At 68.0% G+C, this 22820-nt stretch carries 22 protein-coding genes; 12 read left to right on the top strand and 10 right to left on the bottom strand.

Annotated features, from left to right (window positions below; genetic code table 11):
- Positions 1-6 precede the first annotated feature (6 nt).
- The 5 genes from DDE23_RS15905 to DDE23_RS15885 all read left to right on the top strand — a co-directional run bounded on the left by DDE23_RS15905 (position 7) and on the right by DDE23_RS15885 (position 4657).
- Positions 7-867 carry an arginyltransferase gene (locus tag DDE23_RS15905; RefSeq protein WP_107752852.1) on the top strand — a complete coding sequence of 287 codons (861 nt, stop codon included), beginning with the start codon at positions 7-9 and terminating at the stop codon, positions 865-867.
- A gap of 306 nt (positions 868-1173) precedes the next feature.
- Positions 1174-2943 carry an acetolactate synthase 3 large subunit gene (locus DDE23_RS15900; protein WP_107752851.1) on the top strand — a complete coding sequence of 590 codons (1770 nt, stop codon included), beginning with the start codon at positions 1174-1176 and terminating at the stop codon, positions 2941-2943.
- Positions 2944-3021: 78 nt separating this feature from the next.
- On the top strand, positions 3022-3591 hold the full coding sequence (ilvN, locus tag DDE23_RS15895) for an acetolactate synthase small subunit (RefSeq protein ID WP_107752849.1): 570 nt from the start codon (positions 3022-3024) through the stop codon (positions 3589-3591).
- Positions 3588-4028, top strand: coding sequence for a hypothetical protein (locus tag DDE23_RS15890; RefSeq protein WP_107752847.1), 441 nt, complete (start codon positions 3588-3590; stop codon positions 4026-4028). Before ilvN ends, DDE23_RS15890 begins: the two co-directional genes overlap by 4 nt.
- Entirely contained in the window at positions 4025-4657 is a 633-nt protein-coding gene (locus tag DDE23_RS15885) for a 5'-methylthioadenosine/S-adenosylhomocysteine nucleosidase (RefSeq protein ID WP_107752845.1), read from the top strand. The genes DDE23_RS15890 and DDE23_RS15885 overlap by 4 nt, the downstream gene beginning before the upstream one ends.
- Here the strand turns inward: DDE23_RS15885 and lpdA are convergent.
- The 4 genes from lpdA to DDE23_RS15865 form a co-directional block, all read right to left on the bottom strand.
- Positions 4647-6041: a dihydrolipoyl dehydrogenase gene (lpdA, locus tag DDE23_RS15880; RefSeq protein WP_107752843.1), complete on the bottom strand. Its 1395-nt coding sequence runs from the start codon at positions 6039-6041 to the stop codon at positions 4647-4649. The genes DDE23_RS15885 and lpdA overlap by 11 nt on opposite strands.
- A 124-nt stretch (positions 6042-6165) precedes the next feature.
- Positions 6166-6744 (bottom strand): DUF924 family protein, encoded by a 579-nt coding sequence (locus DDE23_RS15875; protein ID WP_107752841.1) that lies wholly within the window; start codon positions 6742-6744, stop codon positions 6166-6168.
- Between the two features lie 62 nt (positions 6745-6806).
- Entirely contained in the window at positions 6807-8039 is a 1233-nt protein-coding gene (locus DDE23_RS15870) for an MFS transporter (protein WP_107752839.1), read from the bottom strand.
- Between the two features lie 165 nt (positions 8040-8204).
- Positions 8205-8582, bottom strand: a complete 378-nt coding sequence (locus DDE23_RS15865; RefSeq protein ID WP_107752837.1) for a rhodanese-like domain-containing protein — start codon at positions 8580-8582, stop codon at positions 8205-8207.
- A gap of 219 nt (positions 8583-8801) precedes the next feature.
- On the opposite strand from DDE23_RS15865, the gene uvrA reads away from it, so the two are divergent.
- Positions 8802-11666 (top strand): excinuclease ABC subunit UvrA, encoded by a 2865-nt coding sequence (gene uvrA, locus DDE23_RS15860; protein WP_107752835.1) that lies wholly within the window; start codon positions 8802-8804, stop codon positions 11664-11666.
- A gap of 113 nt (positions 11667-11779) precedes the next feature.
- Here the strand turns inward: uvrA and DDE23_RS15855 are convergent, their stop codons facing one another.
- The gene (locus DDE23_RS15855; RefSeq protein WP_107752833.1) at positions 11780-13762 is read right to left on the bottom strand and encodes an oxidoreductase; all 1983 of its coding nucleotides are present in this window, start codon (positions 13760-13762) and stop codon (positions 11780-11782) included.
- Positions 13763-13901: 139 nt separating this feature from the next.
- Between DDE23_RS15855 and DDE23_RS15850 the strand changes: the two genes are divergently transcribed.
- A complete protein-coding gene (locus tag DDE23_RS15850; protein ID WP_238150011.1) occupies positions 13902-14618 on the top strand; it encodes a dienelactone hydrolase family protein in 717 nt (238 codons plus the stop codon).
- Between the two features lie 3 nt (positions 14619-14621).
- On the opposite strand, the gene DDE23_RS15845 is transcribed toward DDE23_RS15850, so the two are convergent.
- Both DDE23_RS15845 and DDE23_RS15840 read right to left on the bottom strand, forming a co-directional pair.
- The gene (locus tag DDE23_RS15845; protein WP_107752831.1) at positions 14622-15047 is read right to left on the bottom strand and encodes a VOC family protein; all 426 of its coding nucleotides are present in this window, start codon (positions 15045-15047) and stop codon (positions 14622-14624) included.
- Between the two features lie 4 nt (positions 15048-15051).
- Complete coding sequence (locus tag DDE23_RS15840) at positions 15052-16272, bottom strand: acyl-CoA dehydrogenase (RefSeq protein WP_107752828.1); 1221 nt, start codon at positions 16270-16272, stop codon at positions 15052-15054.
- An 87-nt stretch (positions 16273-16359) separates the two neighbouring features.
- Here DDE23_RS15840 and DDE23_RS15835 point away from each other — a divergent pair, with 87 nt between their 5' ends.
- Positions 16360-17241: a LysR family transcriptional regulator gene (locus DDE23_RS15835; RefSeq protein ID WP_202863274.1), complete on the top strand. Its 882-nt coding sequence runs from the start codon at positions 16360-16362 to the stop codon at positions 17239-17241.
- A gap of 1 nt (position 17242) precedes the next feature.
- Here the strand turns inward: DDE23_RS15835 and DDE23_RS15830 are convergent, their stop codons facing one another.
- Positions 17243-18385, bottom strand: a complete 1143-nt coding sequence (locus DDE23_RS15830) for an MFS transporter (protein ID WP_238150010.1) — start codon at positions 18383-18385, stop codon at positions 17243-17245.
- Positions 18386-18575: 190 nt separating this feature from the next.
- Between DDE23_RS15830 and DDE23_RS15825 the strand changes: the two genes are divergently transcribed.
- The gene (locus DDE23_RS15825) at positions 18576-19193 is read left to right on the top strand and encodes a 50S ribosomal protein L25/general stress protein Ctc (protein ID WP_107752822.1); all 618 of its coding nucleotides are present in this window, start codon (positions 18576-18578) and stop codon (positions 19191-19193) included.
- 100 nt (positions 19194-19293) lie between these two features.
- Here the strand turns inward: DDE23_RS15825 and DDE23_RS15820 are convergent, their stop codons facing one another.
- Complete coding sequence (locus DDE23_RS15820) at positions 19294-19452, bottom strand: Rho termination factor N-terminal domain-containing protein (protein WP_157958044.1); 159 nt, start codon at positions 19450-19452, stop codon at positions 19294-19296.
- Between the two features lie 60 nt (positions 19453-19512).
- On the bottom strand, positions 19513-19767 hold the full coding sequence (locus DDE23_RS15815; RefSeq protein ID WP_107752818.1) for a DUF7218 family protein: 255 nt from the start codon (positions 19765-19767) through the stop codon (positions 19513-19515).
- Positions 19768-19880: 113 nt separating this feature from the next.
- Between DDE23_RS15815 and pth the strand changes: the two genes are divergently transcribed.
- From pth to hemF, 3 genes are read left to right on the top strand one after another with little or no spacing between them, the layout of a single operon-like run.
- Complete coding sequence (gene pth, locus DDE23_RS15810) at positions 19881-20570, top strand: aminoacyl-tRNA hydrolase (RefSeq protein ID WP_107752816.1); 690 nt, start codon at positions 19881-19883, stop codon at positions 20568-20570.
- On the top strand, positions 20567-21592 hold the full coding sequence (locus DDE23_RS15805; protein WP_107752814.1) for a DUF2332 domain-containing protein: 1026 nt from the start codon (positions 20567-20569) through the stop codon (positions 21590-21592). Before pth ends, DDE23_RS15805 begins: the two co-directional genes overlap by 4 nt.
- A 54-nt stretch (positions 21593-21646) precedes the next feature.
- Complete coding sequence (gene hemF, locus DDE23_RS15800; protein WP_107752812.1) at positions 21647-22513, top strand: oxygen-dependent coproporphyrinogen oxidase; 867 nt, start codon at positions 21647-21649, stop codon at positions 22511-22513.
- Positions 22514-22820 lie beyond the last annotated feature (307 nt).

The following is a 22820-nucleotide window of genomic DNA, read 5'->3' as shown; positions in this document are numbered from 1 at the left end:
CCCATCATGCGCCATTCGCTGCCTATCGCGCCGCAGTTCTATGTCACGGCGCCGCAGCCCTGCCCCTATCTGCCGGGGCAGAGCGAGAGGAAATTGTTCACCGCCCTGACCGGCGAAGGCGCGCGCGCGCTCAACGACACGCTGTCGAAACAGGGCTTCCGGCGCTCGCAGAACGTGCTCTATCGCCCGGCCTGTTCGGAATGCGCGGCCTGCCTGTCGGCCCGGATCCGGGTCGCGGATTTCGAACCCTCGCGCAGCCAGCGCAAGAACCTGCGCCGCAACGAGCATCTGAACCGCGAAGCGACCAGCCCCTGGGCCACGGATGAGCAATTCACCCTCTTCCGCCGCTATCTGGACAGCCGGCACGCCGATGGCGGCATGGCTGACATGGATATCTTCGAATTCGCGGCGATGATCGAGGAGACGCCGGTCCGTTCGCGCGTCATCGAATACACCGAAAAGCCCGAGGTCGCCCCCAAGGGCCAGCGCGGTTCCGGCCGCAAGCTGGCGGCTGTCTGCCTGACCGATGTGCTCGATGACGGGCTGAGCCTGGTCTATTCCTTCTATGATCCCGACCGGATCAAGGACGGGCTTGGCACCTACATGATCCTCGACCATGTGGCGCTGGCCCGGCAGGTGGGCCTGCCCTACGTCTATCTCGGCTATTGGGTGCCGGGCAGCGTCAAGATGGCCTACAAGGCCAGTTTCGGCGCGCTCGAGGTCTATCGTGACGGCCAGTGGCGCGATCTGGGCAATCCGGCGGATTACACCGAGCAGCCGCATCCCTTGGCGGTACGGCCGATTACCGAACAAGTGGCGGCGATCACCCTGCCGCCGACCGAATCAGGGCTGAAGCCGGGGCGCTGAACCGCCCCGATTTCCATTTCCTGCGCCGGAAAGCGGCCTTGCGCAACTTTCGCAAAGATTTACCGCCGAATTCGCATCAAACACCCCGCTTTGACGGTTGACGCTGCTTTGCGGCAGACGTAAATTCCGCCCGAACCAAGAGGTGACGAATGCGCTTCGTACTTATCAGTTCCGGGGGCCTGAACGGATCGGTGTAACACCGAAACCGAACGTCCCCCGCATGCCCCCCCTGACCCGGGGGTTTTTTATTGCCCGCGTTGCCGGCCTGAGGCACAGACCGGACCCAGACCAGAGGTGGAGAAGACCATGTCCCAGCAGAAGACCACGTCGCAGATGACCGGCGCGAAGATGGTCGTTCAGGCGCTCAAGGACCAGGGGGTCGAGGTGGTCTTCGGCTACCCGGGCGGCGCGGTGCTTCCGATTTACGACGAGCTGTTCCAGCAAAACGAGATCCGCCACGTGCTGGTGCGCCACGAACAGGGCGCGACCCACATGGCCGAGGGCTACGCGCGCTCGACCGGTAAGCCGGGCGTCGTGCTGGTGACCTCGGGTCCGGGGGCGACCAACGCCGTGACCGGCATCACCGATGCGCTGATGGATTCGATCCCGATGATCGTGCTGTCGGGTCAGGTGCCGACCTTCCTGATCGGCACCGACGGCTTCCAGGAGGCCGATACCGTCGGCATCACCCGTCCCTGCACCAAGAACAACTGGCTGGTGAAGGATCCCGACCGTCTGGCCGAGACGATCCATCAGGCGTTCCACGTCGCGACCTCGGGCCGCCCGGGTCCGGTGCTGGTCGACATCCCCAAGGACGTGCAATTCGCCGAGGGCACCTATACGCCCCCGCAAAAGGCCAAGGTCGACCATTACCAGCCCCGCGTGAAGGGCGATATCGACGCGATCACCGCGCTGGTCGAGATGCTGGAACAGGCCGAGCGCCCGATCTTCTATACCGGCGGCGGCGTCATCAACTCGGGCCCCGCCGCCTGCCAGCTGCTGGTCGAACTGGCCGATGCCACCGGCATCCCGGTCACCTCGACCCTGATGGGTCTGGGCGCCTATCCGGCGTCCGGCAAGCAGTGGATCGGCATGCTGGGCATGCATGGCCTCTACGAGGCCAATATGGCGATGCATGATTGCGATCTGATGGTCAACATCGGCGCCCGCTTCGACGACCGCATCACCGGCCGGGTCAATGCCTTCAGCCCGAATTCGCGCAAGGTCCATATCGACATCGACCCCTCGTCGATCAACAAGGTGATCCGCGTCGATCTGCCGATCCTGGGCGATGTCGGCCATGTGCTGGAGGACCTGCTGCGGATCTGGAAATCGCGCGGTCGCAAGACCAACCGCGAGGGGCTGGCCCAGTGGTGGAAGCAGATCGACGCCTGGAAAGCCGTCAACTGCCTCGCCTACAAGGGGTCGGAATCGATCATCAAGCCGCAGCTGGCGCTGCAGCGGCTGGAGGCGCTGACCAAGGGCCGCGACCGCTACATCACCACCGAGGTCGGCCAGCACCAGATGTGGGCGGCGCAATACCTCAATTTCGACGGCCCGAACCGCTGGATGACCTCGGGCGGTCTGGGGACCATGGGTTACGGCCTGCCCGCCTCGATCGGCGTGCAGATCGCCCATCCCGACGCGCTGGTCATCAACGTGGCGGGTGAGGCCTCGTGGCTGATGAACATGCAGGAGATGGGGACCGCGGTGCAGTTCCGCACGCCCGTCAAGCAGTTCATCCTCAACAACGAGCGTCTGGGCATGGTCCGCCAGTGGCAGCAATTGCTGCATGGCGAGCGCTATTCGCATTCCTGGTCGGAATCGCTGCCCGATTTCGTCAAACTGGCCGAGGCTTTCGGCTGCAAGGGCATCCGGGCCGAGCATCCCGATGAACTGGACGACGCGATCATGGCGATGCTGGACTACGACGGGCCGGTGATCTTCGACTGCCTGGTCGAGCGGCACGAGAACTGCCTGCCGATGATCCCTTCGGGCAATGCGCATAACGACATGCTGCTGCCCTCGGACGATGTGCGCGGCGCCATCACGGGCATCGGCCTGACGCTGGTCTGATCCTGACGGACCCGGCGGCCCCCCAGCGGGTCGCCGGACCCCGGCCCCTGTCCTTCCCGCTTACCGAACGGAACCCCCATGTCCCCGCTACACATCCAGCAAGGTTCGTCCAAGCACTCCGCCTATGACCTTCGCGACCCGCATTCGGACATTATCGAATCCCACACCCTGGCGGTGATCGTCGCCAACGAACCCGGTGTCCTGGCCCGTGTCATCGGCCTCTTCTCCGGGCGCGGCTACAACATCGAAAGCCTGACGGTCGCCGAAACCGACCACAAGGGCCACCTGTCGCGCATCACCATCGTGACCAAGGGCACCCCCGCCGTCATCGAGCAGATCAAGGCCCAGCTCGGCCGCATCGTGCCGGTGCACGAGGTGCATGATCTGACGGTCGAGGGCGCGTCGGTCGAGCGGGAACTGGCGCTTCTGAAGGTCGAGGGCAAGGGCGACGCCCGCATCGAGGCCCTGCGCCTGGCCGAGATCTTCCGCGCCAATGTCGTCGATTCAACGCTGGGCAGCTTCGTGTTCGAAATCACCGGCGCGCCGTCGAAAATCGACGCCTTCGCCGATCTGATGCGCCCGCTCGGCCTGACCGAACTGGCCCGCACCGGCGTCGCAGCCCTGCCCCGCGGCGGGGCCATGGGGTGATCCGCCGGGCGCTGCCCCTGGTCACGGGGGCGGCGCTGACCGCGGCGCTGGTGCTCTGCCTCGTCGCCATAGTTCAAAGCTTGCAGCTGCACCGGCTACGCCCGCCCGGCCACCGGACCGAGGCCGTGGTGCTGATTACCGATCTGCGCGAACCCAGCCGCGAGACGCCCTGGCCCCGCGGCGAGGTCCGGCTTTTCGTCTCGGACAGCGAGGCCGGGACCTTCACCGCCAGCCTCGACCATCCGCCCGCCTCGCTGACCACGCTCTGGGCCGGCGGCACGGTCGCGGTCGCCGTCCTGCCGGGCGATCCGCCGCAGGTCGCCTTCTGGCCGGTGATCCCCGAGGCCCGGCGCCGCGTCACGCTGATCGCCCTTGCCCTGGCGCTGGGCCTTGCGGCAGTCTCGGGCCTGGCCGACCGTCTGATGAGAAGCCGATGATGTTGACCCGCCTCTCCGACCATGACGTGCTGTTCGTCATGGCCGCCCGCGCCGAATTCGGCCCGCATCTGCGGGCCCGGATCACGCCCCTGATAACCGGCGTCGGACCTGTTGAAGCCGCCATCGGCACCGCCACGGCGCTGGCGCGGCTCTCGGCCGCCGGGACGCCGCCGGATCTGGTGGTCTCGCTCGGTTCAGCCGGATCGGCGCGGCTGGCCCATTGCGGGCTCTATCAGGCCAGCGCCGTCGCCTGGCGCGACATCGACGCCTCGCCCCTGGGGTTCGAGAAAGGCTTGGTGCCGTTCCTGGACCTGCCGAAGGTGCTGCCGCTGCCCCTGCGCCTGCCGGGGATCGAGGAAGCGACGCTCTCCACCGGCGGCAACATCGTCACCGGCCTCGCCTATGACGGCATCGCCGAGGATATGGTGGATATGGAGACCTACGCCGTGCAGCGCGCCTGCATGCAGGCCGGGCTGCCGCTGATCGCGCTGCGGGGGATTTCGGACGGGCAATCGGACCTGACCGGCCTGCACGACTGGACCGACTACCTGCACATCATCGACGAGAAACTGGCTGGCGCGGTCGACATCCTGTCCACCGCGCTGGCCGAGGGCTTGCTCAGAAGTTGATGACGCGGCCGTAGGCGTCCAGAACGCTCTCGTGCATCATCTCGCTCAGCGTCGGATGCGGGAAGACGGCGTGCATCAGGTCTTCCTCGGTCGTTTCCAGCGTCTTGCCGACGACATAGCCCTGGATCATCTCGGTCACTTCCGCGCCGATCATGTGCGCGCCCAGCAATTCGCCGGTCTTGGCGTCGAAGATGGTTTTCACCAGCCCCTCGGGCTCGCCCAGAGCAATCGCCTTGCCGTTGCCGATGAAGGGGAAGCGGCCGACCTTCACGTCATAGCCCTGTTCCTTGGCCTTGGCCTCGGTCAGGCCGACGCTCGCCACCTGCGGATGGCAATAGGTGCAGCCGGGGATCGAGGTCGCCTTGACCGGATGGGCGTGCAGCCCGCCGATCAGCTCGGCCACCATCACGCCCTCATGGCTCGCCTTGTGAGCCAGCCACGGCCCGCCGGCGATATCGCCGATGGCCCAGAGGCCCGGAACCCCGGTGCGGCAATATTCGTCCGTCACCACATGGGTGCGGTCGATCTTGACGCCCAGGTCCTCGAGCCCGAGGTCTTCGACATTGCCGACGATGCCCACGGCGGAAATCACCGTGTCGAACTCGGCCGTCTCGGTCTTGCCGCCGGCCTCGAAATGGGCCACGACCTTGCCGTTGCCGCGGTCCAGTTTCTTGACCGTGGTCTTTTCCTTGATGACCATGCCCTGCTTGACGAAGGATTTCTTCGCCAGCGCCGAGATTTCCGCGTCTTCCACCGGCAGCACGCGATCCATCACCTCGACAACCGTGGTCTTGGCGCCCAGCGTGTTGAAGAAGCTGGCGAATTCGATGCCGATGGCGCCCGAGCCGATGACCAGCAGGTTCTTCGGCATGCGCTTGGCGACCAGCGCGTGGCGGTAGGTCCAGACCAGATCGCCATCCGCCTCCAGCCCCGGCAGTTCGCGCGCCCGGGCACCTGTCGCCAGGATGATGTCCTTGGCCTTCAGGCTTTCCGAGCCCTTGTCGGTCTTGACCGAGACCACGCCGCCCTTGCCCAGCGTCGCGGTGCCCATGACGACGGTGATCTTGTTCTTCTTCATCAGATGGCCGATGCCACCCGACAGCTGCTTGGCCACCCCGCGCGAGCGCTTGACCACGGCATCCAGATCGAACCCGACCGAGCCCGCGCTCAGCCCGAATTCCTTGGCCCGGTGCATCAGGTGGAACACCTCGGCCGAGCGCAGCAGCGCCTTGGTCGGGATGCAGCCCCAGTTGAGGCAGATGCCGCCCAGGTTCTCGCGCTCGACGATGCAGACCTTCTTGCCCAGCTGCGCGGCGCGGATCGCCGCGACATAGCCGCCCGGCCCAGACCCGATCACGACGACATCAAAGCTCTGCTCGGCCATGGATCCCTCCCGCATGGAATATAGTTCAGCACTAAACTACTTTTGCCGCCGGCGCAACCGCGACCTGCTGCCGGGCGCGTTTCGGCAGGCTGCCCTGCGCCCTTGGCAAGGCTCGCCACGGCCCTCAGCCCTGCAATTCCCGCACGATGGCCATATAGCCGCCCGCCTCCAGGAAGGCCCGCTCCTCGGGCGTGGTCTCGCGGCCCAGGGCCTCGTTGCGGAACGGGAAGCGGCGGAAGCGGCGGATGATCTCGCGATGCGCGCGGGCGTGCAGCAGCGTCTCCGCCCCCGTCTCGGGCATCCGGGCCTTGATGAGCGCCACGGCGCGGTCCTGATCGAACGGGCTCTCGGAATGCTCCAGCGGCAGATAGAAGAACTGCCGCATCGGCTCGTCGATCCTCAGGTCCAGCTGATTCTGCCAGGCGTAATGCGCCGCCCGCCGCGCCAGCGGATCGGTGGCAAAGGCCTTGCCCTGCCCGCGGAACATGTTGCGCGGGAACTGGTCGGTCAGCAGCAGGAAGGCCAGGATCCCCTCGGGGCAATGCATCCAGCTGCGATGCCCGCCGGAGAGGGCGGTGTTCCAATCCTCTTCGAACCGGGTGCGGATCTCGGCGTCCAGTGACTCGCCGCCCGCGTACCAACCGGCGGGGCCAAGATCACGCCAATAGCCAAGCACGGCCTTGGCGCGGGGGCTGATGGGCATGGGAACCTCCGTTTTGCCTCAGCCTGCGACGGCGGCGCGAGGGGGTCAACCCCTCGCCCCCCTCAGCTGTCGGACTCTGCGCGTTCCATCGCCGCCTCGACCGTGACCACCGAGGCCGTGGGCGAGAGCGCGGTATAGCTGCCCTGCTGCTCGGGCGTGCGGCGGCGGCGGGTCATGCGGAACATCGCATAGGCGGTCAGCAGCGCGAAGATCACCGCCATGAACAGGAAGAAGCCCGAGGGCCCGATCACCCCCATCATCCAGCCGGTGATGATCGGACCCGAAATGGCGCCCAGCCCGTTGATGAAGATCAGCCCGGCCGAGGCCGCCGCCATGTCCGACTTCTCAAGGTAATCGTTCACATAGGCCAGCAGCAACGAATAGAGCGGGTTGGAGATCCCGCCCATCAGCGCCCCCACCCCGATCAGCAGGATGAAGGGCAGATCGAAGATCACCGGCAGCATCAGCACCGCAGCCCCCACCGCCGCCAGCCCCAGGATCAGCATCCGCCGGTCCATCCGGTCGCTGACCCAGCCGATCGGGAATTGCAGCACCAGCCCGCCGACATAGATCGAAGCCACGAAGATCGACAGGTCGCGGATGCTGAGCCCCGCCTGCGTCCCCCAGACCGAGGCCATGCCGAACTGCGCCGAGAAGATGCCGCCCAGCAGGAACATGCCGACGCAGCCCAGCGGCGAGGCCTGATAGAGGCGGCGGAAGCTGAGCGGCCGGGTCGATTCGAAGGCCGGCGCCGGCGAGACCGACAGCAGGATCGGCGTGAAGGCCAGGGACACCAGCACCGAGGGGATCACGAACAGGATGAAGCCCGAGGGATCGGCGAAATTCAGCAGGACCTGCGCCGCGATGATGCCGATCATCTGCACGATCAGATAGAGCGACAGCGCCTGTCCCCGCGTCTCGTTGGTCGAGGCGTTGTTGAGCCAGCTTTCGGCGGTGATGTAGACGCCCGAGAACGAGAAGCCGATCAGCACCCGCATTGCTGCCCAGGCCATCCAGTTGGGCCAGGCGGCATAGAGGATCAGCACGGCCGAGATCATCGTCCCCAGCGCGGCGAAGACGCGGACATGGCCCACGCGGCGGATCATCTCGGGCGCGAGGCGGCTGCCGAACAGGAAGCCGATGAAATAGCACGACATCACGATGGACATCTGCGTGGTCGAGAAATGCTCGATGGCGCCGCGGATGCCCAGCAGCGTGCCCTGCATCCCGTTGCCCAGCATCAGCAGCATCAGGCCGAACAGAAGCGCCCAGGTCGAGGAAAGAACTTTGAGCATGGGGTCTCCGGGCAGGCAGGCGCAGGGGGCAGGCACGACGAGGCGGGCCAGAGTGACCCACCCGCCTAGACCTAGCACAGATCGGGCGCAAGACCGGAGAGAAAGCGGCACTTGGCCACCCGGTTGGTCACTTTCCCGCCGGGTGGCCTTATGTGCCCCTGCCCCTCAGCGCTGGACCGCGCCGCCGCCCCGGGCCCAGGCGTTGAGCGTGCCCAGATTATGGACCTCGGCGAAGCCATGGTTGCGCAGGATGCCCGCCGCCCGCCCCGACCGCGCGCCCGAGGCGCAGTAAAGATAGACCGGCAGCCCGTCCTTGCGCGCCGCCGCCAGACGCTTGTCGAAATGGCCGGAATTCGGGTCGGCGGTCAGATTCAACCGGCTCAGCGGCAGGTTCAGCGCGCCTTTCGCCCGGCCCGAGGCCTGAACCTCGGCCTCTTCGCGCACGTCGATGACCAGCGCGCGTTTCTCGGCCACGGCCTGCACGGCCTCGGCAGCGTTGACGGCAGGAGCGCTGCCCATCAGGGAATTGAACAGGTTGAACATTCTGCGTCTCCGGGGGTGTGGGAGGAGGTCAGGATCCGTTGAGCCTCAGATAGCATGGCCCCCATACACATTCAAGTCATCGCATGTGTATTTTCGCGGCGTTGCAGCATCGTGATGCCGCCGCTGCGGAAGTTTCCTTTTTGTTCACGAATACGCATTGGAGACTCGCGACAAACGCACTATGTTCCCCGCGCAGAGGGATTGCGCCGGGTATGGGACATGGCTGAACAGAAGTTCATCGAGATCAGGGGCGCGCGCGAGCACAACCTCAAGGGCGTGGATGTCGACATTCCGCGCGATCAGCTTGTCGTGATGACCGGGCTTTCCGGCTCGGGCAAGTCGTCGCTGGCCTTCGACACGATCTATGCCGAGGGGCAGCGCCGCTATGTCGAATCGCTGTCGGCCTATGCGCGGCAATTCCTCGACATGATGCAAAAGCCCGATGTGGACCATATCGCGGGCCTTTCCCCGGCGATTTCCATTGAGCAGAAGACCACCTCGAAGAACCCGCGCTCGACCGTCGGCACGGTGACCGAGATCCACGATTACCTGCGGCTGCTCTTTGCCCGCGCCGGCACCCCCTATTCACCCGCCACCGGCCTGCCCATCGAGGCGCAGCAGGTGCAGGACATGGTGGACCGCGTGTTGCAGATGGAGGAAGGCACCCGCGCCTTCCTGCTGGCCCCCATCGTCCGCGACCGCAAGGGCGAGTACAAGAAAGAGATGCTGGAGCTGCGCAAGCAAGGCTTCCAGCGGGTCAAGGTCGACGGCGTGTTCCACGAGCTGGAAACGCCGCCGGAGCTGGACAAAAAGTTCCGCCATGACATCGACGTGGTGGTCGACCGGATCGTGGTTCGCCCGGGGATGGAGACGCGTCTGGCGGATTCCTTCCGCACCGCGCTGGATCTGGCCAGCGGGATTGCCGTGCTGGAAATGGCCTCGGCGCCCGAGGGCGAGACGCCCGAACGCATCACCTTCTCCGAGAATTTCGCCTGTCCGGTCAGTGGCTTCACCATCCCCGAGATCGAGCCGCGGCTGTTCAGTTTCAACGCGCCCTATGGCGCCTGCCCGGTCTGCGACGGGCTCGGCGTGGAGCTCTTCTTCGACGAACGGCTGGTCGTGCCGGATGCGATGCTGCGGCTGGAGGACGGCGCCATCGCCCCCTGGCGCAAGGGCAAGACGCCCTATTTCCTGCAAACCATCGAGGCGCTGGCCAAGCATTACAAATTCAGCGCCAAGAAGCCGTGGCGCGATCTTCCGGACAACGTCAAGGACGTGCTGCTGCACGGCTCGAAGGGCGAGGAAATCCCCTTCCGCTATGACGATTCCGGCCGGGTCTATCAGGTGACCCGGGTGTTCGAGGGCGTGATCCCGAACATGGAGCGCCGCTGGAAGGAAACCGATTCTGCCTGGGTGCGCGAGGAATTCGAGCGCTACCAGAACAACCGCCCCTGCTCGACCTGCGGCGGCGCCCGGCTGAAGCCCGAGGCGCTGGCGGTCAAGATCGGCGGGATGCACATTTCGCAAGTTTCCGAAATGTCGATCAAGGAGGCGCTGGCCTGGATCGAGGACGCGCCCAACCATCTGACCAAGCAGAAGAACCAGATCGCCACCGCCATCCTGAAAGAGATCCGCGAGCGGCTGGGCTTCCTGGTCAACGTGGGCCTCGATTACCTGACGCTCAGCCGCGCGGCGGGCACGCTCTCGGGCGGGGAAAGCCAGCGGATCCGTCTCGCCTCGCAGATCGGCTCGGGGCTGACCGGCGTGCTCTATGTGCTGGACGAGCCCTCGATCGGGCTGCATCAGCGCGACAACGACCGGCTGCTGACCACGCTCAGGAACCTGCGCGATCAGGGCAATACCGTGCTGGTGGTCGAACATGACGAGGATGCGATCCGCACCGCCGACTATGTGCTGGACATCGGCCCCGGCGCCGGGGTCCATGGCGGGCGCATCGTCAGCCAGGGCACGCCCGAGGAGATCGCCGCCGACCCGGCCAGCCTGACCGGGCAATATCTGTCCGGCCAGCGCCGGATCGAGGTCCCCGCCCACCGGCGCGCGGGCAACGGCAAGGCGATCCGGGTGGTCAAGGCCTCGGGCAACAACCTGCATGACGTGACGGTCGATTTCCCGCTGGGCAAATTCGTCTGCGTGACGGGCGTGTCCGGCGGCGGCAAGTCGACGCTGACCATCGAGACGCTGTTCAAGACCGCCTCCATGCGGCTGAACGGCGCCCGCCAAACGCCCGCCCCCTGCGAGACGGTGCAGGGGTTGCAGCATCTGGACAAGGTGATCGACATCGACCAGCGGCCCATCGGCCGCACGCCGCGCTCGAACCCCGCCACCTATACCGGGGCGTTTGGGCCGATCCGCGACTGGTTCGCGGGTCTGCCGGAATCGAAGGCGCGGGGCTACAAGCCGGGGCGGTTCAGCTTCAACGTCAAGGGCGGGCGCTGCGAGGCCTGTCAGGGCGACGGCGTGTTGAAGATCGAGATGAACTTCCTGCCCGATGTCTATGTCACCTGCGAGACCTGCAAGGGCAAGCGCTACAACCGCGAGACCCTGGAGGTATTGTTCAAGGGTAAATCAATTTCCGACGTGCTCGACATGACCGTCGAGGAAGCGCAGGATTTCTTCACCGCCGTCCCCTCAATCCGCGAGAAGATGGACGCGCTGATGCAGGTGGGGTTGGGCTATATCAAGGTCGGCCAGCAGGCGACGACGCTGTCCGGCGGCGAGGCGCAGCGGGTGAAACTGTCCAAGGAACTGGCGCGGCGCTCGACCGGCAAGACGCTCTATATCCTGGATGAACCGACCACCGGCCTGCATTTCGAGGATGTGAGGAAGCTGCTGGAAGTGCTGCACGAACTGGTCGAGCAGGGCAATACCGTGGTGGTCATCGAGCACAATCTCGACGTGGTGAAGACCGCCGACTGGATCATCGACATCGGCCCCGAGGGCGGCGACGGCGGCGGCCGGGTGGTGGCCGAAGGCACGCCCGAAGAGGTCGCCAAGGTCAAGGCCAGCCATACCGGCCATTACCTGGAGCCCTTGCTGAAGCAGCGGCGGCGGGCGGCGGAGTAATCCGGGGCTCGCAGGGGCGGCCCTCGGGGGCATCGAGCCCCCTCGGGGCCGCTCAGGGGGCGCTGCCCCCTGCGGCCTGCGGCCTACCCCCGGGATATTTGCAGAACGAAGATTTACAGGGTCCGGGCGATCTTGCGGCCGTCGTGGAAGGCGAAGGGGGCGAGGCGCGGGGCGGCGGCGTCGCCGATCAGCTGCGGATTGAGGTCGGCGAGGTCCTCGCTGAACGGGTCGAAGGCGCGGTTGGTGGTCGCCATGACCAGGGCCGAGGCGGGGATCGTCTGTTCCTCGCCGGTCAGGAGCGAGGCGACGCGCGCCCCAGCCCCGTTGCCCAGCCATTCGGCGATCACATGCTCGGTCAGGAAGCGCACCCCGCGCCGGGCCAGCGCCGCGCGGGCCGGGCCATCGGCGGCGGTGCGGGCGAGGTCGCGGGCCACCATCGCGTCGGGCGTGACCAGCGTGACATGGTGTCCGGCCTCGGCCAGGTGCCAGGCGGTGCCGATGCCCTTCCAGTGCCCGCCCTCGTCGTAGAGCACCACCTCCGCCCCCAGCCGCGCCTCGCGCCGCATCACCGCCTCGGCGCTGTGGACGGCGCCGCGGTGGAGCCCGGGAAGCTGGTCGTGCTGCGGCAGCCAGCGCTGGAAGCCCTCGTCATCAGGCAGGGAGCCGGTGGCGAGGACCAGCCGGTCCGGGCCGAGGGCGCGGATCGCGTCCACGTCGAGGAAGCTGTTGAGGCGCAGGTCGACGCCGAGGCGGGTCAGTTCCCGTTCGTACCAATCCAGCAGGTCGAGGATCTGCGCCCGGCGCGGCTGCTGCCCGGCCAGCCGGAACTGGCCGCCGATCTGCGGCTGGGCCTCGGCCAGCACCACCCTGTGGCCGCGGATCGCGGCGACACGGGCGGCCTCGAGCCCCGCGGGGCCGGCGCCGACCACCAGCACGTCGAGCGGCGTCTCGGCGGGCGTGAAGCGGTCGCCGCCCCATTCCCATTCCCGGCCGCTCGAGGGGTTCACCACGCAGGAAATCCAGTAATCGCGGGACCGCCGCCCCCAGCACATCTGGTTGCAGCTGAGGCAGGGGCGCACCCGATCCGCCTGCCCCGCCGCGGTCTTGGCCGCCAGATGCGGGTCGGCGATCTGGCCGCGGACGATGCTGACCAGATCGGCGGCGCCCGAGGCGATGACCTGCTCGCCGGTATCCGGCGTTCGAATCCCGGCCTCGGCGGTGATCTTCGCGTGTTGCACCACCCCTTTCAGGAGCTGGGTTACGGGGACGGTCAGCGTGTCGGGTTCGGTGAAGGGCGGGATGATCCGGGCGAAATCGAGGTAGGAGCCCGCGCCGCAGGTGACGTAATCGACATGCCCCGTGGCGTCGTGCAGCGCCACGATCTCGCACAAGGCCTCGGCCTGCAGCGACACCGAATATTGCGCGTCATGGCTGATGGCGAGGCCGAGGATGAAATCCTCGCCGCAGGCACGGCGCACGCCCTCGATCAACTCGCGCGAAAACCGGGTGCGGTTTTCCAAGGAGCCGCCCCAGCGATCCTCGCGCCGGTTGGACCAGGGCAGCCAGAACTGGTCGATCAGGGAATTGTAGGCGGCCCAGATCTCGACCCCCTGAAAGCCCGCCTGCTGCGCGCGGCGGGCGGCGGCGACATGGGCGGCGAGCAATTCCTCGATCTCGACCTCCGACATCGCGTGGGAACCGTCCGCGTCATGATACGAGGGCCGGCCGGAGGGCGACCAATGCGGCTGGAAGCTGAGGTCGGAATCGCCGTGCCCGCCGACGTGATAGATCTGCTGGATGATGACCGCGCCCTCGGCCCGGACCGCCTCGGTCACCTTGCGGAAAGCGGGGATGATGCTGTCGTCTTCATGCCGGTAATTGCCGCGGGTGAGGACGCCGGTGCGATGCGCGGGAACCGGCTCGCAGACCACCATCCCGGCGCCCCCCAGCGCACGCTCGCGCAGATAGGCCAGCGTCCGGGCGCCGGGCAGGCCGTCTTCCGCCATGTTGTTGGTATGGGCGCCGAACACGATGCGGTTGCGCAGCGTCTCGCCTCTGAGGGTGAGGGGCGACATCAGGCGGGGATGGCGGGTCATCGGAACCTCCGGGCTGGGGTCAGGATGCGGGGCGTGGCCCCGGGTTTCGCGACCGGGGCCGTCGCCCGGAGGGTGAAAAGCGACCTTGACGCGGCTGGCGGGCCTGCCAAGTTGCGGCACAACCATAGGGAGGAACAGCATGATCCAGCGCGAGACGCTCGAATGGACCGATGGCACGACGCCGATGCGGGGCATCCTGCTCAGCGACGACGACCTGCCGGGTCCCGCCCCCGGCATCCTGATCGCCCCCGCCTATGCCGGGACCGGCCCGGTCGAGGAGGAGCGCGCCGAAGTCCTGGCGCGGGCGGGCTATGTCGTGCTTCTGGGCGATTACTATGGCGAGGGGAAACGCGCCGCGGATGCCGAGGAGGCGACAGCGCTGATGTTCGGGGTCGAGGCGCAGCGCCCGGTTCTGGCCCGGCGCATGGCGGCGGCGCTGGCCGCGCTCGCCGCGCAGGAGAGCGTGGACGCGACGCGGCTCGGCGCCATGGGCTATTGCTATGGCGGCAAGGCGGTGCTGGATCTGGCCCGCAGCGGGGCGGATCTGGCGGTGGCGGGGTCACTGCACGGGGTGCTCGACCGGCCGCCGCAGCCGACGCAAGCCATCAAGGCCTCCGTGCTGGTCATGCATGGCTGGGACGATCCGCTGGCCAAGCCCGAGGCGGTGGTGGCGCTGGCGCAGGAGCTGACCGCGGCCGGGGCCGAATGGCAGCTCATGGGCTTCGGGCAGACCGGGCATTCCTTCACCAACCCGCGCGCCAACAGCCCCGAAAACGGCATGGCCTATAGCGCGGCGGCGACGCAGCGGGCCTATGCCGCGCTCGACCGGCTGTTTGCCGAGAAGCTGGGGCGCTGAGGCTCAGGCCTGTTCCAGTTCCAGAAGGTTCCCTTCTGGGTCGCGCAGATAGACGGCGAGGATCGGCGCGGCCTCGGACCCGAGGTTGGTGATCGCGCCCTGCGCGCTGCCGCCCGCCGCCAGAACCCGCTCGCGCGTCGCGGCCAGATCGGTCACGCGAAACGCGAGATGCCGCAGGCCGGGCGCGTCAGGGCCTTGGGGTGTGGTCCAGACCGGGGCATCGAAGTCAAAGATTTCGAGGAAGGGCCCGCCCTCGGGAAAGCCCAGCCATGTGCTGTGGAAAGCCCGCGCCAACCCCATGCCCCGGAAGAAAACGGGCCCGTCGACCAAGCGACGGGCCCGCAGAACCTGCAAGCCGAAGGCGGCGACGTAGAAGGCCGTCAGGCCCTCACCGTCGCGCGCCACCAGATTGACATGCGAAAGGCGCATCGCCTCAGAAGAAGGCCTGCAGCCCGGTCTGCGCCCGGCCCAGGATCAGCGCATGAACGTCATGCGTGCCCTCGTAGGTGTTGACCGTCTCCAGGTTCACCATGTGGCGAATGACCTGGAATTCCTCGGAAATCCCGTTGCCGCCGTGCATGTCGCGGGCCACGCGGGCGATATCCAGCGCCTTGCCGCAATTGTTGCGCTTGATGAGCGAGATCATCTCGGGCGCGCCCTGCGCCTCGTCCATCAGGCGGCCCACTTGCAGCGCCGCCTGCAGGCCCAGCGTGATCTCGGTCTGCATGTCGGCGAGCTTCTTCTGGAACAGCTGCGTACCAGCCAGCGGCTTGTCGAACTGCTTGCGGTCGAGGCCATATTGCCGCGCGGCGTGCCAGCAGAACTCGGCGGCGCCCATCACGCCCCAGGCGATGCCATAGCGCGCGCGGTTGAGGCAGCCGAACGGACCCTTCAGCCCCTCGACATAGGGCAGCAGCGCGTCTTCGCCGACTTCCACGTTGTCCATGACGATCTCGCCGGTGGTCGAGGCACGAAGCGACAGCTTGCCCTCGATCTTCGGCGCGCTCAGGCCCTTCATGCCCTTCTCCAGCACGAAGCCGCGGATGCGCCCGCCATGCGCCTCGGACTTGGCCCAGACGACGAAGACATCGGCGAAGGGCGCGTTCGAAATCCACATCTTGGTGCCGGTCAGCTTGTAGCCGGTGGCGGTCTTCTCGGCGCGGGTCTTCATCCCGGCGGGGTCCGAGCCCGCATCGGGCTCGGTCAGGCCGAAGCAGCCGATCAGATCGCCCGAGGCCAGACCCGGCAGGTATTTCTGGCGCTGTTCCTCGGAGCCGTAGGCATAGATCGGGTACATCACCAGCGAGGATTGCACCGACATCATCGAGCGATAGCCGGAATCCACCCGCTCGATTTCCCGCGCCACCAGACCATAGGTCACGTAGCCCGCGCCAAGGCCGCCGTATTCCTCGGGGATCGTGGTGCCCAGAAGCCCGGCCTCGCCCATCAGCTTGAAGACGCCCGGGTCCGAGGTCTCGTCGCGGAAGGCCTGGATCACGCGCGGTTGCAGCACCGATTGCGCGAATTCCTTGGCCGCGTCGCGCAGCATGCGCTCGTCCTCGGTCAGCTGGCTGTCCAGCCGCAGCGCGTCATCCCATTGGAAACGGCTGAGGTCCGGGGCGTCCTTGGGTTTCAGTTTGGGGCGGTCGGTCATGAGGGATCCTCCGTTGCTGGCGGTGAAATACCATGAGACAGCGGGCGTGAAACCGGATAAATCGGCATGGAACCATGAGGGATTGTAATGATACCGCGCCGCCTTCTGCCCAACACCCCCGCGCTGCTGGCCTTCGACGCCGTGGCGCGGACCGGCAGCTTCACCGCTGCCGCAAGGGATCTGGGCCAGACGCAGGGGGCGATCTCGCGGCAGGTGGCGCAGTTGGAGGGGCAGCTGGGCGTGGTGCTGGTCGACCGCGGCGCGCGGGCCGCGCGGCTGACGCAGGCGGGTACGGCCTATGCCCGCGCTGCCAAGGCCGCCCTCGATGCCTTGGGCCGCGGCGCGATGGAGGCGCTGGGCCAGACGCAGGAGCGCGGGCTGCAACTGGCGATCCTGCCCACCTTCGGCACCCGCTGGCTGATGCCGCGCATCCCCCGTTTCGTCCGCCGCCACCCCGAGATCACGCTGCATTTCACCACCCGTATCGGCCGCTTCGATCTGGGCGCCGAGGGGATCGACGCCGCCATCCACTCGGGCCGCGGCGACTGGCCGGGCGCGCGGCTGACGCTCTTGATGGAGGAGCGCGTGATGCCGGTCGCCGCGCCCGGTACGCCGGGCGTCGCGGGCCAGCCGCTCTTGGCGCTGGCGACCCGGCCGCAGGCCTGGGCCGATTGGTGGGCGATCAGCGCCATGGCCGGGCCCCTGCCCGCACCCGCGATGCGGCTGGAACAGGTCTCGACCCTGGCGCAGGCCGCCGCCGCCGGGATGGGCGTGGCGCTGATGCCCGCCTTCCTGATCCGGCCGGAACTCGACGCGGGCGCGCTGGTGCCCTTGGGCCCCGAGACCGCCACCGGCTTCGGCTATTGGTTCGCCGAGCCGGACCTCGCCCCCGGGGAGCGCGCCAAGCCCTCGGTCGCGCGGTTCAAGGACTGGCTGATTACCGAGATCGACCGCGAGACCGTGGTCTAGCTCACGCCCGCCTGAGCAGCGCCCGTGCCACCAGCATGGCCAGCGCCAGCACCCCCGCCACCAGCGCGAAGGAGGCGCGCAACCCCGCGACCTCGGCCATCAGACCCAGCATCGGCGGGCCGAGGAAATAGCCCAGATAGCCCAGCACCGTGGCCCGGGCGATGGCGCGGCCGCGCAGCGCGGGATCGGCCAGCCGCCCGGTCAGCGCCATGGCGGTCGGCACCACCACCGAGCCCCCCAGCCCCATGACCACGAACCCCGCATAGGCCATCAGCGGCCCCGTCGCCCCGACCACCACCAAGAGCCCCGCGACCGACACCGCCATGCCGCCCATCAGCAACCGGCGTTCCGGCAGGCGCCGGGACAGTCCCTGCCCCATCAACCGCCCGAAGCCCATGGTCAGCCCCATCAGCGCCGGCGCCAGCGACCCCGAACCGGTCGCGCCGCCCAGATCGCGCTCGACATAAAGCGCCGACCAGGCCTCGACTGCGTTCTCGCTCATCAGCCCGGCCAGGATCAGCGCCCCGCCCAGCCAGGGCACCAGCCCCAGCGCCCCGCTGCCCGCGCCTCGGCCCCCGCCCATCCCCTCGATCCGCCCGTCACGCTCGATGGACACGAGCGCCATCGCCACGCAGACCCCCGCCGCCACGCCCAGGATCTGCGGCGCGCCCCACCCCCCGGCGCGGGCCAGCCCGGTCAGCGCCGCCGCCGCCGCGAAGGCCAGCGAATAGAGCCCGTGGCTGAGGTTCATCAAGGGCTCGCCCCGCGCCGCCTCGATGGCCGAGAGCCGCGCGTTCATGTAGACGTCGAGCGCGCCCGAGGTCAGCCCCATCCCCATCAGCGCCAGAAGGAACGCGAGCGGCGCGCCGACCTGCCCCATCAGTGCCAGCGACAGCCCCATGCCGGCCACGAAGACCGGCAGCGCCCAGCGTCCCAGCAGGGGCGCCACCCGGGGCGCCACGCTCATCGCCGCGATGGCCGCAACCGAGCCCCAGATCAGCAAGAGGCCGAAAGGCCCGTCCTCGACCCCCAGTGCTGCCTTGAGATCCGGCATCGCGGCCATGAAGGCGCCCCAGACCACGCCCATGCCGACGAAACACGCCGCAGGCCCGCGCGAGGCCGCAAGTTGCAGACGAAAGGACACGCGGCTAACCTCCGACCCGGGAACGGCCGCATCCGATCACGCGCGCGGGGCAAGGTCCAGCGCCCCCGCAGCGGCGCGCGGCCGACGATTTCCCCTTTCCTTCCTGGCGCCCTTGGGCTATGGCCAGCCGCGCTGCGCATCCACCCTTGGAGGGGCGTGGCCGATAGCAACCAATTCTAGGAGAACCGATATGGCTGGTGAGATCCAGGATCTGATCGCCGAGGTCCGGACGGGGTCGGGCAAGGGGGCCGCTCGTCAATCTCGTCGTGCGGGCAAGGTGCCGGGCGTTCTGTACGGCGGTGGCGCCGATCCCGTGAACCTCGACTTCGACTTCAACTATCTGCTCAAGAAGCTGCGTCAGGGCCGCTTCAAGTCGCAGCTGTGGAACCTCAAGGTCGAAGGCCAGGAAGACGTTCGCGTCATCTGCCGCGACGTGCAGCGCGATGTCGTCAAGGACATGCCGACCCACGTCGACCTGATGCGCCTGCTCCGCACCTCGCGCATCAACCTCTTCGTGCACGTGGAATTCATCAACCACGCCGCCGCGCCGGGCCTGAAAAAGGGCGGCACGCTGACCGTCGTGCGTCCCGACGTCGAGCTGAACGTGCTGGCCGGTGACATCCCCGAAAAGCTGGTGGTCGATCTGACCGGCCACAACATCGGCGACGTCATCCACATCAGCGACATCAAGCTGCCCGAAGGCGTGCAGCCGGTGATCCACCGCAACTTCGTCGTCGCCAACCTTGCCGCGCCCTCGGGCCTGCGCTCGGCCGGTGCCGATGAGGCCGAGGAAGCCGAAGAGGCCTGATCGCCCCTTCGATGCATCCCCCTCTTGCATCACGGAAAACCCCGCCCCCTCAGGGCGGGGTTTTTCCTTGCCCGGCTCACGCTGTCCGGCGGAGGGCCCGTCACTCGCGCAACAGGGCCGAGATCAGCTCCTCGCGCGTCATCATCGAGCGCCCCTCGATCCCCAGATCCTCGGCCAGCGCCACCAGATCCGCCCGCGTCCACCCCGCATAGGGCTCGCGCGGCGGCATCGGGGCCGGAATGCCGGGATAAAGCGGCATGACGCGCCTCCTTTCAGCCAGCCAACGCATGGGCGACCCGGTGAGTTCCGGGGCGCCGCCTCAATGGTTGCGCAGCGCCGCGATCAACGCGGCCTTGTTCATCGTCGAACGGCCGTCGATCCCGATCTCCCGCGCGCGTTGGTAAAGCGCGTCCCGGGTCCAGTCCTCATAGGGGCTGGCCCTGCCGCCCTTCTCGGACGGGTGCTGGTCGGGATTGGCCCGCGCGTTCGAGATGCGGGCGGCCTTTTCCTTCGACATCCCCTCGTCGCGCAGCGTCCGGTAGAAGTTTTCGTCCTTGAGGCTCGGGTCGGGCATGGGCTCTCTCCTTTCCCGAACCAACCGCCGGGGCCCGGGCCAGGTTCCCCAAGCCGCGGTTCGCGGCGCGCGCCAGATGGACAGGCCCCCGCCCAGGCGCTAGAACCCGGGCCATGAAACTCTTCGTCGGCCTCGGCAATCCCGGCGCGCAATACGCGCAGAACCGTCACAACATCGGCTTCATGGCGCTGGACCGCATCGCCGGGGATCACGGATTCGGGCCGTGGAAGGCGCGGTTCCAGGCGCAGGTGAGCGAGGGACGATTGGGCGGCGACAAGCTGGTGCTGTTCAAGCCCCAGACCTTCATGAACCTCTCGGGCCAGGCGGTCGGCGAGGCGATGCGCTACCTGAAACTGAGCCCCGCCGATGTCGTCGTGTTCCATGACGAGCTGGACCTCGCCCCCGGCAAGCTGCGCCTGAAAGAGGGCGGCGGGCACGCCGGTCACAACGGCCTGCGCTCGATCCACCAGCATATCGGCGAGGCCTATGGCCGCGTGCGCCTCGGCATCGGCCATCCCGGACACAAGGACCGCGTGGCAGGCTATGTGCTGCATGATTTCGCCAAGGCGGACGAGGCATGGCTGGACGATCTGCTGCGCGGCATCTCGGACGGGGCCGATGCGCTCGCCGCCGGTGACGGCCCGCGGTTCCAGAACGCGGTCGCCGCCCGCACCGCCCCCGCCCGCAACGCCGGCCGCGATAAACCGGCCGTGCCCGCGCCAGCCCCGGAACAGACGCCTCCGCCCCCGGCGACCGAGGACACCCGCTCCCCCCTCCAGCGCCTCGCGGACAGGTTCCGATGACCGCGCTCGCTGACGCCTTCCGCGCCCAGGCCCAGGCCTGCGACAGCCTCGGCTCGCCCTTCATGGCCCGGCTCTGCACCCTGCTGGCCGAGCGGCTGGCGCCCGACAGCCCCCTCACCCGCCGCCTCTTCGCCTGGCAGGGCGACCTGACGCCGCGCGGCGACTCCGTGCCCTTGCGCCTCGCAGGCGCGCTGCATGCGCTGGTCCTGCAGGGCGATCCTCTGGCCGAGGCCTATCCGCCGCAGCAGGTCGATGACCCGACGCTCTGGACGGCGGTGGCCGGGGCGATGGACCGCCAGCAGGGCTTCATCGACCGTTTCCTCGACAGCCCGCCGCAGACCAACGAGGTCCGCCGCTCCGCCGCCCTCATCGCCACCGGCCAATGGCTGGCCGCGCGCCACGGGCTGCCCCTCACCTTCTCCGAACTCGGCGCCAGCGCCGGGCTGAACCTGAACTGGGACCGTTTCGCCCTGGCGCTGGGCGAGCAACGCTTCGGCCCGGGCGACGCACGCCTCACCCTGCGCCCCGACTGGCAGGGCGCCCCCCCGCCCGCGGCCCGGATCACGGTGGCCGAACGGGCGGGCGTCGACCTCAACCCGATCGACGCAAGGGATCCCGCGCAACGGCTCCGGCTCCTCGCCTATCTCTGGGCCGACCAGCCCGAACGCCTCGCCCTGACCGAAGCCGCGCTTGCCGCAGGCCCGCCCCTGCCCGAGCAGGCCGACGCCATCGACTGGCTGCAAACCCGCCTCGCGACCCCGCGCGAGGGCCAACTGCATCTGATCTGGTCGACAATCGCCTGGCAATACATCCCCGAAGCAGGCCAGAAACGCGGCACCGCCCTGATCGAGGCCGCGGGCCAGCACGCGACCGCGACCGCCCCCCTCGCCTGGTTCCGCTACGAAAACGACGGCCAGAGCCCCGGCGCCGCGCTCACGCTGCGGCTCTGGCCCGGCGATCTGACCATTGAACTCGGCCGGGCCGATTTCCACGGCCGCTGGATCGACTGGCGCGCGCTCTGATTTCATTCTGCTGAAAATACGCCCTTCTTCCGACGCCAGACCCGAGGACCGCCGATGGACCAGACCGAAGCCCGCAAGACCCAGGCCGCCGAATGGTTCCGCAGCCTGCGCGACACCATCACCCAGGCTTTCGAGGCCCTCGAGGACACGACCGACAGCGACTTGCCCCCCGGCCGGTTCGAGGTGACGCCGACCACCCGCGACGAAGGCCGCGGCGGCGACGGCATCATGTCGGTGATGCGCGGCGGCCGGCTGTTCGAGAAGGTCGGCGTGAACTGGTCGGCGGTACATGGCACTTTGGGCGAGCGCGCGCAGAAAGCCATGGCCGCCCGCGGCGTGCCCGGCATGGCCGAGGATCCCCGCTTCTGGGCCTCGGGCATCAGCCTCGTCGCCCATATGCGCAACCCGCATTGCCCGGCGGTGCACATGAACACGCGGATGTTCTGGACCCCCGGCGCCTGGTGGTTCGGTGGCGGCGCCGACCTCAACCCCTGCCTCGAATACGCTGAGGACACGGCGCATTTCCACGGCCGGATGCAGGCAGCCTGCGACGCCCATGACCCGGAGTACTACCCGCGCTTCAAGGCCTGGGCGGACGAGTATTTCTTCATCCCCCACCGCGGCCGCGCCCGGGGCGTCGGCGGGATCTTCTACGACGACCTCAACACCGGCGACTGGGAGAAGGATTTCGCCTTCACCCGTGCCGTTGGGGAAGCCTTCCTGCCCGCCTTCGCGCCGCTGTGCGAAAAGCGCCGGGGCGCGGCATGGTCCGAGGCCGACCGCGACGCGCAACTGGTCCACCGTGGCCTCTATGCCGAATACAACCTCGTCTACGACCGCGGCACCAAGTTCGGCCTGGAGACCGGCCATGACGCGAATGCGGTGCTGATGAGCCTGCCGCCGCTGGCCAAATGGATCTGAGGGTTTTCGCCCTCGCCCCCCGCTGACGCGGGCGCCTCGGGCGACCAGCGGCGCGGCGTGCCGCCGCGCCGAAGAAGGGGGGCTTTCTGCCCCCCTCTTGGCCTGACGGCCAATTCACCCCCCGAGGATATTTGAAGAACAAAGATGGGGCCTAGTACCCTCTTAACCTTCATCTTTGTTCTTCAAATATCCTCGGGGGTTTCCAAAGGGGGCCCGAGGGTCCCCTTTGGCGGGGGGTGAGCGGCGTCTCGGAAACGCGCCAGTGGCGCGTTTCGGCCGCGAACGCCGCGCCCTTGGCGCGGCCGGG

It is taken from the genome of Pararhodobacter aggregans (assembly GCF_003075525.1).
Classification (GTDB): Bacteria; Pseudomonadota; Alphaproteobacteria; order Rhodobacterales; family Rhodobacteraceae; genus Pararhodobacter; species Pararhodobacter aggregans.
The sequence above is the reverse complement of the archived record's forward strand: the minus strand, read 5'-3'. Positions and strand labels throughout refer to the sequence as shown.